The organism is Saccharothrix sp. 6-C (genome assembly GCF_016695385.1).
In the GTDB taxonomy this organism is placed as follows: Bacteria; Actinomycetota; Actinomycetes; order Mycobacteriales; family Pseudonocardiaceae; genus Actinosynnema; species Actinosynnema texasense.
In genome coordinates, this window is record NZ_CP064192.1 from 1,398,697 (window position 1) to 1,413,489 (window position 14,793).

A 14,793-nucleotide genomic window follows, 5' to 3' on the forward strand; every position below is an offset into this window, starting at 1 on the left:
ATGTGATCCTAGACGAATGCGTACACGTGTTCGGGCGATAAGTCGCGGTTGGGTGGTTCGCGACCAGGTTCCCGGCCCGGACGTGGACGAATTCGCCGAGCCCGAACGCGTCGTCGCCGCCCTGGCCCGCGCCCGCCCCGGCACGCTGCTCGCCGTGCAGCACCCGCACCGCACCCCCGCCGCGCTGGCCGCCGGGTCCTCGCTGCTCGACGCCCTGCCGCACGCCGTCGCCGAACTCGCCCACCTGCGGCGCACCGCCTACCGGGAGGTGCGGGACGTGGTCGCGCCGTACCGGGTGGACGGCCCGGACGGCACCGCCCACGGGCTGCTGTGCCTGGTCGACCCGGCCGCGGTCGGGCACACCGAGGACGTGTACCCGGACGTCGTCGCCGAACGCGCCCGCGTGCTGTCCGGCCTCGGCTGTGTGACGAGCGCCGCGATGCTGGTGCCGGTGGCCCGCGAGGTCCGGCTGACGCGGCTCGTGGCGGAGGTGGACGACGAGCCCGCCGTGTCCGTCGTCGACCCCGGTGGCCGGCGCCACTGGCTGTGGCTGGTGGGCCCCGGGGAGCGGCAGGACGCCCTGCTGCGAGCCGCGGGCGAGCACCCGTTGATGGTCGCCGACGGCAACCACCGGGTCGCGGCGTCAGCCGGGCTGTCAGGCCTGTTGGCGCTGGTCACCGCCGGTCCGGACCTGCGGATCGGGCCGATCCACCGGGCCCTGGCGGGCACCGGGCTGTCGCTGGCGGACATGGCGGTCGCGTGGCGCGCGCACGGGCTGGCGGTGACACCGGTCGACGCCGCGACCCGCCCGTCACCCGGAGTGGTGGTCGCGGTGGCCGGGTCGTCCGCGGTGCGCGTCGAACTGCCGTCCGCCGGCGTGGACCACGCGCTCGTCGAGACCGTGCTGCTGGGCGAGGCGCTCGGCCTGGACCCGGAGAGCCCGCACGTGCGCCCGGTGACCGGCGAGGCGCCCACCGAGGGCGTGGACGCCGTGCTGCTGATCGCCCCCGTGCCGCTGGCGGACGTGCTGGCCGTGCACGAGGCGGGCGGCCGGATGCCGCGCAAGAGCACCTACTTCACGCCCAAGCCGCGCAGCGGTCTGCTGCTCGCCGACCTGGCGTGAGCAGCCCTCCCGGACCTGTGGCGAGTGGACCTTTCGGCATGCCAGCTCATTTCGCGCCCGACGACGACTCCGTCCGTCCACGACGAGGGAACCGGGGTGCTGCCCGACCGCCCGCCGACGCCACGACCCGCCCGCCGGCACGTCGCCCGGTCACGTCGGACGAGGTCGCCGCGACCGCGCTCTTCCCGCCCCTACCGGCACATCCGGCGCGACCGGGCGGGAGTCGCCCGTCGACCGAGGCGAGGACTGGCCACCTGATGCGGGTGTGACGGGCCACACCAGGCACAATTGGAGGCCGACGACCGTCGTCGCGTTGAGGAGGAAACCCCGTGGAACACGGTGAGCTGCGTGGCGTGGTGGCCCTCGACGGGCCGTCCGGCACCGGCAAGTCCTCCGCGGCGCGCCGCCTCGCGGCCACGCTGGGCGCGCGCTACCTCGACACCGGCGCGATGTACCGCGCGGTCACGCTGGCCGTGCTGCGCGCCGGCGTCGACCTCGCCGACACCGGCGTGGTCGCCGACGTCGCCTCCGCCGCGCTCGTCGTGCAGGGCACCGACCCGGACCGCTCGACCACCCACCTCGACGGCGCCGACGTCGGCGCGGAGATCCGCGGCCCCGAGGTGACACTGGCCGTGTCACCGGTGTCGGCCGTGCCCGCGGTGCGCGAGCTGCTCGTCGCCGAACAACGCCGGATCATCGCCGAAGCGCTGGACGAGGCGGGCGGCATCGTCGTGGAAGGCCGGGACATCGGCACCGCCGTCGTCCCCGACGCGCCCCTCAAGGTCTACCTCACCGCGGACGCCGAAGCCCGCGCCCAACGCCGCGCCAAGCAGGACAGCGCGTCCGGCCGCGAGTCCACGCTGGACGCCACCCTCGCCGACGTGCAGCGGCGTGACGCCTACGACTCGTCACGCGCGGTGTCGCCCCTGCGCGCCGCCGAGGACGCGGTCGTGCTCGACACCACGTCGCTCGACCTCCCGGGCACGCTGGCCGCGTTGCTCGACCTGGTCGACGCCCGCGGGCTGCTGGCCCAGCCGAGCGGACGGGTGCGCGGGTGACCGGACAGCTTCCCGAGGGGGCGTCGCCCTGGCTGCACGAAGTCGGCCGGTGGATCGGGCGCGTGCCACTGCGGTCGGGGTTCCGCGTCCGGGCGCGCGGCATCTCCCGGATCCCGCTCGAAGGCCCCGTGGTCTTCGTGGCCAACCACAGCTCGATGGTCGACGGACCGATCCTCTTCGGCCTGCTGCCGAGACGTGTGGTCTTCTTGATCAAGCAGGAGATGTTCAAGGGCGTGGCGGGCACGCTGCTGCGCAAGATCGGCCAGCTGGCCGTGCGGCGCGGCGCGCCCGACCGGGCGCCGCTGCTCGCCGCGCAGAAAGTGCTGCGAGCCGGTGGCGTGGTCGGTGTGTTCCCCGAGGGCACCCGCGGCACGGGCGACGTGGCCGAGGCGCAGGCGGGCGCCGCGTGGCTCGCCCGCTCGACCGGCGCGGTCGTCGTGCCCGTCGCGTGCCGGGGCACCCTGCGCCCGGCCGGAACCCGACGGCGGTTCCGGCCCGTGGTGGACGTGCTCGTGGGTGAGCCGTTCGAGCTGCCGAGCGACAAAGGTCGCCAGGCGCTCGTGAAGGCCACCGAGCAGGTCCGCGACCGCTTGGCCACGCTGGTGGCCGAGCTCGACAGCCAGCGAGGAGAAGTCACATGACGGACTTGGACGGCACCTGGGCGGACGAGTCCGACTGGACCGCGTTCGACGAGACGGTGGAAGGCGAGGAGGGCGGCACGCCGCCCATGCCCGTGCTGGCCGTGGTCGGCCGGCCGAACGTCGGTAAGTCGACCCTGGTCAACCGCATCATCGGCCGACGTGAAGCGGTCGTGCAGGACGTGCCCGGCGTGACCCGCGACCGGGTCGCCTACGACGCGCTGTGGAACGGCCGCAAGTTCACCGTCGTCGACACCGGCGGCTGGGAACCCGACGCGGTCGGCATGATGGCCGCCGTCGCCGCCCAGGCGGAACTGGCCATGGCCACCGCCGACGCGATCCTGTTCGTCGTCGACGCCGCCGTCGGCGCGACCACCAACGACGAGGCCGCCGTCAAACTGCTGCGCCGGTCCAAGCGGCCCGTGCTGCTGGTCGCGAACAAGGTCGACGACGAACGGCTGATGTCCGAGGTCGCGTCGCTGTGGTCACTCGGCCTCGGCGAGCCGATCCCCGTCTCCGGCCTGCACGGCCGCGGTTCCGGCGACATGCTCGACGCGATCCTCAAAGCCCTGCCCGAGACGCCCCGCGAAACCTTCGAGGCCGTCCGCGGCGGCCCCCGCCGGGTCGCGCTCGTCGGCCGGCCGAACGTCGGCAAGTCGTCCCTGCTCAACCGCCTCACCGGGGAGAACCGGTCGGTAGTGCACGACGTCGCGGGCACCACCGTCGACCCGGTCGACTCGCTGGTCGAGCTGGACGACGAGATGTGGCGGTTCGTCGACACCGCCGGCCTGCGCAAGCGGGTCAACTTCGCCTCCGGCGCCGAGTACTACGCCTCGCTGCGCACGAAGGCCGCGATCGAGTCCGCCGAGGTGGCGATCGTGCTGCTGGACGCGTCCGAGCCGATCAGCGAGCAGGACCTGCGGGTGCTGACCATGGTCGTGGACTCCGGGCGGGCGTGCGTGCTGGCGTTCAACAAGTGGGACCTCGTGGACGAGGACCGGCGCCACGCCATGGTGCGCGAGCTGGAACGCGGCCTCGTCCGGGTCCCGTGGGCGGAGAAGGTGAACATCTCGGCCCTGACGGGACGCGCGGTGCGCAAGCTCGCCCCCGCCCTGCGGACCGCGTTGAAGTCCTGGGACACCCGCGTGCCGACCGGGCAGCTGAACTCGTGGCTGACCGACCTGATCGCCGCCACCCCGCCCCCGGTGCGCAGCGGCAAGCAGCCGAAGGTCCTGTTCGCCACCCAGGCCAGCACCCGCCCGCCGACGTTCGTGCTGTTCACCACCGGTTTCCTGGAGGCCGGGTACCGGCGGTTCATCGAACGCAGGCTGCGCGAGGAGTTCGACTTCCAGGGCAGCCCGGTGCGCATCTCGGTGCGCGTGCGGGAGAAGCGCACGAAGAAGTGATCCGCCGGACGGGGGCCGTTCGTCGCGGCAGGTTGCTCCGGCAGGCGGAATGCTGTTGCCTGGCGTCGTGCCGGTGCGATTGGTCCTCGCCGATGACGAAGCGCTGCTCCGCCGAGGGCTGAAGGTCCTGCTGGAAGCGGACGGCCGGGTCGAGGTCGTGGCGGAAGCCGCGGACGGCGCCGGCCTGCTGGACGCCGTCCGCCGGCACCGGCCGGACGTCGCCCTCGTCGACGTGCAGATGCCGGGCATGGACGGGCTGGCCGCGCTGCGGGCGCTGCTCGCCTGGCCCGACCCGCCCGCGCTGGCCGTGCTGACGACGTTCGACCTGGACGACTACGTCGCCACGGCGCTCGAACTCGGCGCCCAGGGCTTCCTGCTCAAGGACGCCGAGCCGGACGCCCTGGTGCGCGCCGTGCTCGACCTGGCCGCCGGGGGAGCCGTGCTCGACCCCCGGATCACCGCCCGGCTGCTGCCCAGGATGCGCGCCGCCCGACTGCGGCGCAGCCCGCAGCTCGACGGCCTCAGCGCGCGCGAGCGGCAAGTGCTCGGACTCCTCGCGAGCGGCCAGCCGAACAGCGCCATCGCCGCGTCCCTCGGCCTGAGCGAGGCGACGGTGAAGAGCTACGTGTCCACCGTCCTCACGAAGCTCGGCGTCGAGAACCGCGTCCAAGCCGCCCTCGTCGCCCACCAGGTGGGCACGTGGTGATCGTCCTGGAAGTCCTGGCCGTCCTGGTGCCCGCCGCGATGGTCCTGCTCGCCGACCACGTCCCGTACGCGTGGTCGATCCCGACGGCGCTGGCGGCGTGCGCGCTGCTGCCGGTGCGCCGTCGATGGCCGTGGGTCGCGGCCCTCGCGTGCCTGCCGGGCCTGGTGGGCGGCCTGGGCCTGCCACCCACCGTCGTCGCCCTCTACCGCATCGGCCGCAAGTCCACCGTGCCGGTGATGATCACGTGGGTGGCGCTGGCGACCGCGCTGCCGTCCACGCTGGTCGTCGTCAGCCAAGGCCTGCCCCCCGGCGCCGCGCTCCTGACCTTCGCGTTCAGCCTCTTCATGGCCGGCGCGCCGACCGCCCTCGGCGCCCTGATCACCACCAGGCGCGAACTGACCGCCAGCCTCGCCGAGGCGTCACGGGCGCGGACCGCCGAGGTGGAGGCCCGCGAGGCCGGCGCCCGTGCGTCGGAACGCGCCCGGATCGCCCGCGAGATCCACGACGCCGTGGGCCACCACGCCACGCTCATCGCCGTGGAGGCAGCCGCCCTGGCCGCCACCACCGAGGACGCCAAGACCCGCGACACCGCGCTGCGCCTGCGTGCGTCGGCGAAAGAAGCCCTGGCCGAGATGCGTGCCGCCCTGGGCCTGCTCAACACCGAGCCGAGCCCCGGCTACGACGGCATCGAACCCCTCATCGACCGCGCGCGGTCAGCCGGCCTGACCGTCCGCTTCGAGGACCGGAGCGGCCACCCACCGGCACCGGCCACCGGCCGCGCCGCCTACCGCGTAGTGCAAGAAGCCCTGACCAACGTCACCAAACACGCCCCCACCGCCCCCGTCCACGTGCGACTGTCGCAAGAGGATGGACGACTGCGCGTGACGGTGACCAACACCCGCCCCACAACCCCACCACCGCCGTCGGACCAAGGCGGCCACGGACTGCACGGCCTGAAGGAACGCGTCACCCAAGCCGGAGGAACCCTCACCACCACCGCGCACGCGGACGGCGGCTTCACCGTCGACGCGGCCCTACCGACGGGTCCGTCGAAAGTTGACGCAGATGACTCGACTTTCGGCGGTAGTGCACGAAACCCGGCGAACGCATAGTGGTCCCGAGGCGTCGAACCGGGGGGACAGGCGACACCGAGGGGACCAGGGGCCCGCCACCGGCGGGCCCCTGCCATATCCCCAGGTAGACCGCTTGATCGGCGGACCTGGGGGGCCGTGTCGGGGGCCTGTCGGGAGTGCGCTAAGCTATCCGCGCACCCCACAAACGGGATGCGGCCGGGACGTGGCGCAGCTTGGTAGCGCACTTGACTGGGGGTCAAGGGGTCGCAGGTTCAAATCCTGTCGTCCCGACGGCCGAAAGAGCCCGCTGATTCAGGTAAAACGCCTGGTCAGCGGGCTCTTTTGCGTTTGGCCGTGGATCTTGATTTGATCTTGGTGTCGTCTCACGGCGGTGAGTGACTAACTGGGTGACTATGGCCTCGCTGCTGACTGCTCACTATCGCCGTTCACGCGTTCAAGCTTGCTTCACTCCATCAAGGCGGGCCTTGGCGAGGCCGCTCCGGTAGTTGTCAATTCAGATGAGACAGGTTGTGTTTACGGGGTCGGTTGCGGTTGCTCGACAGGCTGGTTGATCCAGGCTGTCTCGGGCAGTCGGGGTGGTCGGGGTCGGTGTGCGAAGCGTTGTGGGTGTCGGGTGTGGGCGCGGTCGAGAGTGGCCTGGCGTTGGTCGCGGATCTGTTCTGCGGTTCCGAAGTGGACGGACGCGGGGGTGTGCATGCCGATGCCGGAGTGACGGTGTTCGTGGTTGTAGGCGAGGAAGAACTCCTCGCAGAACGCGCGGGCGTCGGCCAGGGAGCCGAACCGTTCGGGGAAGTCGGGCACGTACTTCATCGTCTTGAACTGGGCTTCGGAATAGGGGTTGTCGTTCGAGACGCGGGGACGGGAATGCGAGCGGAGCACGCCGAGGTCGACCAGGAGCGCGGAGACCGGTTTGGAGACCATGGCGCCGCCGCGGTCGGCGTGGACCGTGTGTGGCGCGGTGCCGTTGCGGGCGACGGCGTCGGCGAGGAAGTCCCTGGCCACGACCGCGTCCTCCGCGGCGGCGACCAGCCACCCGGTGACGTACCGGGAGAAGATGTCCAGCACGACGTAACAGCGGTACCAGATGCCTTTCACCGGCCCTTTCAACGCGGTGATGTCCCACGACCACACCTGGCTCGGACCACGGGCGAGCAGTTCCGGGCGTGTCCGGGGCGGGTGGGTGGCGGTGCGGCGGCGTTCGCGGACCTGCCCGGCGGCGCGGGCGATCCGGTACATCGTGGAGATCGAGCACCGGTAACGGCCCTCGTCCAACTCGCGTGCCCACACCTGCGGGATCGCCAGGTCCCGGTAGACAGGGCTGGTCAACACCTCCAACACCTCGGTGCGTTCGGCTGCGTCCAGGGCGTGCGGCGGCGGACGACGTCGCGGCCGGGGGCCGGACGGCGGGCCCGTCATCCCGGCGTGGCGGTAGTGCGTGGCCCGGGACCTGCCGGTCAGCGCGCACGACGTGGTTACCGGGACGTCGGCGGCGCGCAGCTCGGCGAACGCGGCCGCCGTCACGTCCTGGGCGGCCTGCCCTCGTCCGTGCTCACGGAGAGTTCCCGCAAGAGCGCGTGAGCTTTTCCCATGATGTCCAGCGCCATCCGGGTCCTGACCAGGTCGGAGGCCAACTTCTCGTTCTGCCGGCGCAGCTTCTCCAGCTCGACCTGCTCGGCCGACCTGCGCGCCGGTGTCGCCGAGGCCGTCGATTCCGCCGCCGCACCGCCCAACCGGCCCGCGTCTCGAGCCCGGGTCCACTCGATGACGTGCGAGGAGTACAGGCCCTCGCGGCGCAGGATCGCGCCCTTCTCCCCGTTCGGGGCATTCTCGTACTCCGCGACCAAAGCGAGCTTGTACTCGGTGGTGAACGTCCGCCGGGACGGACGCGCGGCCGGATCGGTGGGTGTCGCGCCGGAGGAACGCCGGGACTGCTTGTCGGATGGGGTGGACACGAGCACAAGAATCTCCGATCCCGCCCTTGATCACGAACCTCGATCACACGAGGTGTCTCGCACCAGTCTGACCAAGAGGGGCAGGCGCTTGAGCACACGGCGAACCGTTGACGCGGATACCCGGTGGCCGAGCTTGAGCAGCTCGCCCTGGATCCGGCGGTAGCCCCACCCGGTGTTCTCCTGTGCCATCCGTTCGATCATCACCACGATGGTGTCGTCGATCGGAGGTCGGCCGGTACGGTTCGGGTAGGTCCACTTCCTCGCGACCAGACGCCGGTGCCACCGCAGGACGGTGCCCGGTGTCACCAGCCGGTGGTGTCGTAACCAGTCGGGTAGGCGTCCGACCAACGCGGCGAGCACCGCGCGATCGGCCCAGTCCAACTGCGGGCGGGGACTGACCCGACGCAGCACGGCGACTTCGTGCCGCAGCACAAGCAGCTCCAAGTCCTTGGCCGCCGATGACCGACCCTGCAGAACCAACCAGCCGACGACCCGGACGAAGATCAGGTAAAGCAGTCGTAGCGCCACGCCTCACGATCATGCTCCTGCAGCACGTCGTGCGCGATCGCCGCAGCTCAGCGCCTCAGCGCAGAGTTCTGGCACCCCACAGGTGTTCTCCCCCGCCATCCGCTCGATCAACGCCACCACGGCATCGTCGATCCGTGGTCAGCCGGTGTGGTTCGGGTAGGTCCACTTCTTCGCGACCAGTCGCCGGTGCCACCGCAGGACGGTGCCCGGCGTCACCAGCCGGTGGTGTCGTAACCAGTCGGGTAGGCGTCGCACCAACGCGGCGAGCATCGCACGATCGGCCCAATCCAGTCGCTGGCGAGGGTTGGTCCGGCGCAGCACGGCGACTTCATGCCGCAGTACCAGCAGTTCGACGTCCTTGGCCGCTGAGGACCGGCCGAGCAAGACCAGCCAGTCACCGAGTCGGACGAAGATCAGGTAAAGCAGTCGTAGCGCCACGCCTCACGATCATGCTCCTACAACACGTGGTGCGCGATCATCGCAGCTCAAGTGCCTCAGTGCAGAGTGTTGACACCCCACAGGCTTTCCGGTGGTGAGGTCGCCCGAAGTCAGTTGATGACGAGCCAGACGGCGTACTCCTCGGTGGTGACGCCGAGGATCACGGTCCCGTCGGCGGAGGCCGTGACGAATTCGGGCTCGTTGGGGTTGGTGGTGAGGTGGCGGGCGAGGTGGGTGTGGTCGGTGAGTCGGACAGCGGTCCACGGTGCGGTGAACGCGCCGGGTCCCGGAGGGCTGATCAGGAAGGTGCCGTCGTCGGCCAGCACGCCGTGTCGCAGGGCCAGTTCCCGCCATTCGGCGTCGACTCGGTCGTCCGCGTCGGCGGTGTCGTCGGGGATCTCGACCGTGGGGCGGGCGGTGCCGGAGATGACCCGGCGCCACGCTTCCGTCGGCGCCAGGTCCCCCGCGAGGTCGCGGGTGCCGAGGACCTCCAGGCCTGCTGCGGTGAGCATCGCCGTGCGGTCGACCATCTCTAGGTGCCCTCCGGGTAGTAGTAGTGGTGCTTGCCGTCGACCTGACCGTACCTCTCGAACTCCGAGCTGCCGCCCCAACCGAAGTCGACGCCGTCGCGAGCCGGGTCTCCCTTGGGCTGCCCGGCGTGGAAGTGCGGTTGCGGCGCCCTCGGGTCGTTGGTGTGCTCGGCGATGACGCGGGAGCCGTCCGGTGTCTCGAATTGTGAGTAGTTGCCGTGCGCTCCTGGGTCCTCCGAGTACCGGTAGCCCGGCTCGCCCCGGCGTGTCGGGTCGCCGCCGACCTCCCAACGGGCGTCCGGCTCGGAGCCGCGGGGAATGCCCGCCCGGTCGTACGCGGCGTCCAGTGCCTCTTGGCGGCTGTTGAACGACCGGTTGTCGATGCACTTCTCCAACCCGAGCGGGTCGGTCCACCCCATCGGGTTGAACACGTAGGCGTACGGGTTGGGCGACGGGGTCAACCCGAGCGGGTCGACGCTGGTGTACCGGGCCGTGGACGGGTCGTAGTAGCGGTGGTGGTTGTAGTGCAGGCCGGTTTCCGGGTCGTGGTACTGGCCGGGGAACCGCAGCGGACAGGTGACCGGGCCGGTGCGGACGATGCCGGCGCCCCAGATGCCCGGGCGCGCGTGCCAGGCCACCGCACCGCTGCTGTCGACCAGTTCGGTCGGCGTGCCGACGACATCGGTGACGATGGCGTAGAAGCGGGCGTCCACTTCGTCCTGGTCGAGCTGGCTGACCGCGCGGAAGGTGCCCGGCTGCCACTCCCACACCGTGCTGGAACCGGAGCTGTGCCGCTGCTCGGCGAGCACGGGGCCGTCCCAGGCGAACCGCACGGAATCGGCTACCGACCCGTTCGGTGCCAGCCGGTCCTTGGCGACCCGGCGGCCCAGCGGGTCGTAGCGGTAGCGCCAGCGGGCGCCGTCCGGGGTGACGGCCTCGATCAGCCGGTCCTCACTGGACCACGTGAAGCTCCACTGCCGGACCTTGCCGGAGAGCGTGCGGCTGCGCCGGGCCACCACCCTGCCTTGCGCGTCGTGCTCGAAGGTCGCGGCACCCGCGCGCCGGACCTGCCCACCGGCGAACTCCCGGGCACCCACCAGTGACGCGTCGTGCTCGTCGGCCGGCCAGTGGCCCGCGGTGATGTTGCCGGCGGGGTCGTAGGCGTAGCGCTCACTCCACTGCGGACCGTCGACCGAGGTGACGCGCCCCACCGGGTCGAGGGAGTACTCCCGGACTCCGCTGAGCTGGTCGATGATCCTGTTCACGTACCCGTCGCCGCGGTAGTTGTAGGACCGTCGCTGGATCAGCCCGGTGGTGCCCGGCCCGGTGACGGCCTGTGCCCTCAACCAGTGGTTGGTGTCCCAGGTCTGCGTGAGGACCGCGGCGTCGGCGAGCGTTCGTTCGACCTCACGGCCCGCCGCGTCGTACCGGAACCGCAAGGAGTGCCCCGCGGTGTGCATTTCGACCGGCGCGCCTGCCTGGTCGTAGACCCATCGGCTCTCCGCGCCGGACGGGGTGCGGCGGGAGAGCCTGCGCCCGACGCGGTCGTAGGTGGAGATGACAGACTCGTCGTTGACAGTCTCCCGGAGGACCCGGCCGAGAGGGTCGCGTTCGATGACCAGGTGGGTGTCGTCGTTGCGGGCCTCCAGCACGCGGCCCGCGCTGTCCCGGCGGAACACCGCGGTCGAATCCGGGCCGCTCTGCTCGACGACGTGCCCCATCGCGTCGCGGACGATTCGCACGGTCTGCCCGGCACCGTTGGTCCGGGAGACGACCCGGCCCGCGGCGTCGTGGGTGTATCGGGTCTCGCGACCCGCGAAGTCGGTCTCGCGCAGGAGCCTTCCCGCCGGGTCGTGGTGGTAGCGCCAGGTCTCGCCGTTGGCGTTGGTGACCGCGACCAACCGCAGAGTGGTGTCGTAGGCGAAGGCGACCCGGGCACCGTCCGGTCCGGTCTCGCTGACGATCATGTCGAAGGGGCCGTACTCCATGCGGCTCGACTGGCCCAGTGCGTCGACGTGCTCGACCAGGTTGCCCTCGCCGTCGTAGGCGAAGCGCTCGACGGTGCCGTCCGGGAAGGTGCGGCGGGCCAGCTTGCCCTCGATGGTCCACGAAGCCCGCGTCGTCCCGCCGACCGGGTCCCGGACGGCGATGACCCGACCGAAGCTGTCGCGTTCGTAGCGAGTGGTCGCGCCCGTGGCCACGGTGACCTCGACCGGGAGACCGGCGGCATCGCACCGGACGCGGCGGGTCCCGCCCTCGGCGTCGGTCACCTCCGAGAGCCCGCCGTGCTCGTCGTAGGCGTAACGCGTGGTCGCACCCGTCGGGTCAGTGGCGGCCAGCAACCGGCCGGCGCCGTCATAGGACCAGGTCCACTCGTGGCCGTCCGCGTCCGCGATGCGGGTCGGCTGACCGTCGGCGTCGAACTCGGCCGTCGACCGGTACCCGTCGGGACGGATCACCTCGATGAGGTTGCCGTCGCTGTCGTAGCGATACGCGTGGATTCCGCCGAGGGCGTCGATCCGGCGCAACGGGCGGTCGAACGCGTCCCACTCGGTGCGGACAGTGTTGCCCAGCGGATCGACCTCGGCGACGATCTGCCTGCGGTCGTTGAGGTGGAACGTCGTGGAGTGGCCGAGTGAGTCGGTGAAGACCGTCCGGTCGGGCCGGTAGTCGAACGTGCCGTCGAGGAAGCCGTTGCTGCCGACATTGCGCACGCAACGGCCCTGCTCGTCGTACACGTAGCGGTACCAACTGCCGCTGCGGTCCTGCCAGCCGGTGATCCGCCCCGCGTCGTCGTAGTCGTACAGGAGAGCGGCACCCGACGAATTCCGGATCGCGACCAGGTGACGAGCGTCGTCGTACTCGTACGCCGCCACCGCAGTCGTGCCGTCGGCGCCGACGACCCCGAGCGCGCCCGCGAGGCCGTCGGTGACCAGTACCGCGACGTGGTAGCCACCGGAGTGGCGCAGGTCGATCCGGTCGGCCGAGCGGTGCACCTCGATGCGCTGTCCGGAACGGTGGCTCAGCGCCGTCAACGGGATGTCGGACCCGCCGCCGTCGAAGTGGCGGGTCACCCCAGTGCCCGGTTCGGTCACGGTGTAGCCGGACGGCGTGCGGCGCAGCGGCCAACGCGGTCCCGCCACCGGCAGGACTGGGCCGTCGGCGGGCCTTGGGTAGACCAGGCGCATCCCGTCCTCGGCGACGTAGACGACACCGAGTGGGTCAACCTCCACCCGTTGGTCGAGCGTCGACGCCCAACTCGGGCCGAACAGCCTGCCCGCGCGGTAGCCGGACACGTGAACCCTGCGCAGCACGACCTGGAGCACCCCAGGGAGCGCCAAGTCGGTCTTGGCGATCACCATCTCGCCCGTGGCCACGTCGATCGGGTCGTTGACGCAGCGGCGCTGGTCCTCTGGTGTCCGGCTGGTGTCCGGGTCGGTCGGCCTGCTGGGCGCCGGCTGGTCGGGGGAGGTCGAGGTCCCCGGCTTGCCGGAGCCGGGCTGTGGGCTTCCCGACGGTGTGGTGCCCCCATTGGGCGAACTGTCCGGGCTGGTGCCGCTCGGTGCTGTGCCGGACGGTGAGGTGGTTCCCGATGGCGAGGTCGTGCCCGAGGGCGACGTGGTGCCGGAGGGCGACGTGGTGCCGGAGGGGGAAGTCGTGCCGGACGGCGATGTGGTGCCGTCCGCACCCTTGACGGTGGGTGCGTCAGGCGTGCTCGGTGCGCCTGATGGGCTGGTGGTTCCGGGGCTGCTGGGGGTGTCGGCGCGGCGGCCGAGTTTGCCCAGCTTCTCCATGATCTCGCCGAGCTTGTCGAGGACTTTGCGGATGCGGGGGGTGACGTTGCCGATGGTCTTGACGAGTTTGCGGACCAGGTCGGCGATGCGGTTGCAGACACGGGCGATGGTGGAGGTGGCCTGGGCGACGATCAACGGGGTGGCCAGGCCGAGGGTGGCGACGGCTTCCAGTGCCCAGGTGATGAGTTTGCCGACGACTTCGGCGACGAGGTCGCGGATGATCTCGCGGACGGCGGCGACGACTTCGCCCATGATCATGACGCCGGCGCCGACGCCTTCGGCCAGCGTGCCCGCGCCGGCGATGGCGTCGGCGGTCTGGGCGGCGTGCCCGCGGTAGGTGTCGGCCGCCGCGCCCTGCCAGCCCGGCGCGTCCTGCGTGCCCAGCTCCTCGGCGATGCGGGCGACCTCGGCGGCGACGTTGGACCAGGTCTCGCTGAACGAGCGGATCACCGGCGGGTCGCCGGCGAACCAGTCCAGGGCTTCCTTGAGCGGCTGCACGTGCTCGATCAGCCACGACACCCCGTAGGAGGCGACGGTGCCGATGGGGTCGATGACCATCGACAGGACTTCCAGGCCGACGCCGATGCCGCCGAGGCCGGCGGCGACCCAGCTGCCGTCGGAGATGCCCTGCGCCAGGTCGTTCGCGGACTCGGCGATGCCGATGCCGGTGACCGCCGTCGTGTCGCTCTTCGCCGTCGCGACCAGGGGGTTGTTCACGTGTTCATCCCGTCGAACCGCGCCGACTCGCCGGATTCCTGGGCGTCGTAGTCACGGGAGGTCTCGCGCAGCTTCGCGGCGTTGTCCGACACCGTCTCCGCCGCCTTGGACAGGGCCGCCACGCCCATCTCCTCGAACGGCTGCAACAGCATCGCGAACGGTTGGCAGACCACGCCGTAGGCGGAGTCGTTCATCGCCACCGTCCGCGCCGCGTCCGCCGCCGTGCGCAACCGGTCCGCCAGACCTTCCACCCGACCGGCCAACGCCCCGATCTCACCGGTCACCGCCTCATAGCCGGTCATCGCGTCACCTCAGGTAGCTCTCGTCGGTGAAGTCACCGTCATCACCGGGCCGACGCGGCGGCGTCGACGGTCGCGCGTCCGGCTCGGGCTGGGGGAAGTTCCGCTCGGCGACGGCGACGATGTGCTGCCCGGAGGGGGTCTGGCCCACCGTTTCCCCGACGATGCGCGCCAGCTCGGCCGGATAGCCGGCCTGGGCCTTGCCCATCGCCTCCATCACGGCCGCGGCGATCTGCTCCGGCCGCAACCGCGACACCCCCTCGGTCATGGTCACCGCACTGGGGATGCCGTTCGGGCCGACGGTCACACTCACCGCGCCGCCGGCCGCCGACGCGGTGATCGAGATCCGCTCGACCTCCTGCCGCATCGACTCGTACCGGGCAGCCTTCTCCTCCGCGTTGCGCTCCCAGTCGTCCACCAAGCGCTGCACGTTGGCCAACGGGTCGGTCATCGGCTCCCCTCCGGTGACGTAGCGGTCCGGCAAAGCTACTGCGCCTGGGACGACGCCCC

Annotated in this window: 12 protein-coding genes, 1 tRNA gene and 1 pseudogene; 7 read left to right on the forward strand and 7 right to left on the reverse strand. The window is 71.5% G+C overall.

Annotated features, from left to right (window positions below):
- Positions 1 to 16: 16 nt before the first annotated feature.
- From IOD16_RS06595 to IOD16_RS06625, 7 genes are all read left to right on the forward strand, one after another.
- Positions 17 to 1,123: a DUF1015 family protein gene (locus tag IOD16_RS06595; protein WP_201439301.1), complete on the forward strand. Its 1,107-nt coding sequence runs from the start codon at positions 17 to 19 to the stop codon at positions 1,121 to 1,123.
- Between the two features lie 329 nt (positions 1,124 to 1,452).
- Positions 1,453 to 2,181 carry a (d)CMP kinase gene (gene cmk / locus IOD16_RS06600; protein ID WP_201439302.1) on the forward strand — a complete coding sequence of 243 codons (729 nt, stop codon included), beginning with the start codon at positions 1,453 to 1,455 and terminating at the stop codon, positions 2,179 to 2,181.
- Positions 2,178 to 2,822 carry a lysophospholipid acyltransferase family protein gene (locus IOD16_RS06605; RefSeq protein WP_123743160.1) on the forward strand — a complete coding sequence of 215 codons (645 nt, stop codon included), beginning with the start codon at positions 2,178 to 2,180 and terminating at the stop codon, positions 2,820 to 2,822. Before cmk ends, IOD16_RS06605 begins: the two co-directional genes overlap by 4 nt.
- Positions 2,819 to 4,225 carry a ribosome biogenesis GTPase Der gene (gene der, locus IOD16_RS06610; protein WP_201439303.1) on the forward strand — a complete coding sequence of 469 codons (1,407 nt, stop codon included), beginning with the start codon at positions 2,819 to 2,821 and terminating at the stop codon, positions 4,223 to 4,225. Before IOD16_RS06605 ends, der begins: the two co-directional genes overlap by 4 nt.
- Positions 4,226 to 4,274: 49 nt before the next feature.
- Positions 4,275 to 4,931, forward strand: a complete 657-nt coding sequence (locus IOD16_RS06615) for a response regulator (protein WP_201439304.1) — start codon at positions 4,275 to 4,277, stop codon at positions 4,929 to 4,931.
- The gene (locus IOD16_RS06620; RefSeq protein ID WP_236594787.1) at positions 4,925 to 6,043 is read left to right on the forward strand and encodes a sensor histidine kinase; all 1,119 of its coding nucleotides are present in this window, start codon (positions 4,925 to 4,927) and stop codon (positions 6,041 to 6,043) included. The genes IOD16_RS06615 and IOD16_RS06620 overlap by 7 nt, the downstream gene beginning before the upstream one ends.
- A 178-nt stretch (positions 6,044 to 6,221) precedes the next feature.
- Positions 6,222 to 6,295 (forward strand) — tRNA-Pro (locus IOD16_RS06625).
- Between the two features lie 243 nt (positions 6,296 to 6,538).
- Here IOD16_RS06625 and IOD16_RS06630 read toward each other — a convergent pair.
- From IOD16_RS06630 to IOD16_RS06665, 7 genes and pseudogenes are all read right to left on the reverse strand, one after another.
- Positions 6,539 to 7,977: pseudogene (locus IOD16_RS06630) on the reverse strand (IS3 family transposase).
- Positions 7,978 to 8,007: 30 nt separating this feature from the next.
- Complete coding sequence (locus tag IOD16_RS06640) at positions 8,008 to 8,505, reverse strand: helix-turn-helix domain-containing protein (protein ID WP_201439305.1); 498 nt, start codon at positions 8,503 to 8,505, stop codon at positions 8,008 to 8,010.
- A gap of 138 nt (positions 8,506 to 8,643) precedes the next feature.
- On the reverse strand, positions 8,644 to 8,943 hold the full coding sequence (locus IOD16_RS06645) for an integrase (protein ID WP_236594788.1): 300 nt from the start codon (positions 8,941 to 8,943) through the stop codon (positions 8,644 to 8,646).
- A 110-nt stretch (positions 8,944 to 9,053) separates the two neighbouring features.
- Positions 9,054 to 9,473 (reverse strand): hypothetical protein, encoded by a 420-nt coding sequence (locus IOD16_RS06650; protein ID WP_201439306.1) that lies wholly within the window; start codon positions 9,471 to 9,473, stop codon positions 9,054 to 9,056.
- A gap of 2 nt (positions 9,474 to 9,475) precedes the next feature.
- Positions 9,476 to 13,984 (reverse strand): RHS repeat-associated core domain-containing protein, encoded by a 4,509-nt coding sequence (locus IOD16_RS06655; RefSeq protein WP_201439307.1) that lies wholly within the window; start codon positions 13,982 to 13,984, stop codon positions 9,476 to 9,478.
- Complete coding sequence (locus IOD16_RS06660; RefSeq protein ID WP_201439308.1) at positions 13,981 to 14,286, reverse strand: type VII secretion target; 306 nt, start codon at positions 14,284 to 14,286, stop codon at positions 13,981 to 13,983. Before IOD16_RS06660 ends, IOD16_RS06655 begins: the two co-directional genes overlap by 4 nt.
- Positions 14,287 to 14,290: 4 nt before the next feature.
- Entirely contained in the window at positions 14,291 to 14,734 is a 444-nt protein-coding gene (locus IOD16_RS06665; protein ID WP_201439309.1) for a YbaB/EbfC family nucleoid-associated protein, read from the reverse strand.
- Positions 14,735 to 14,793: the final 59 nt, after the last annotated feature.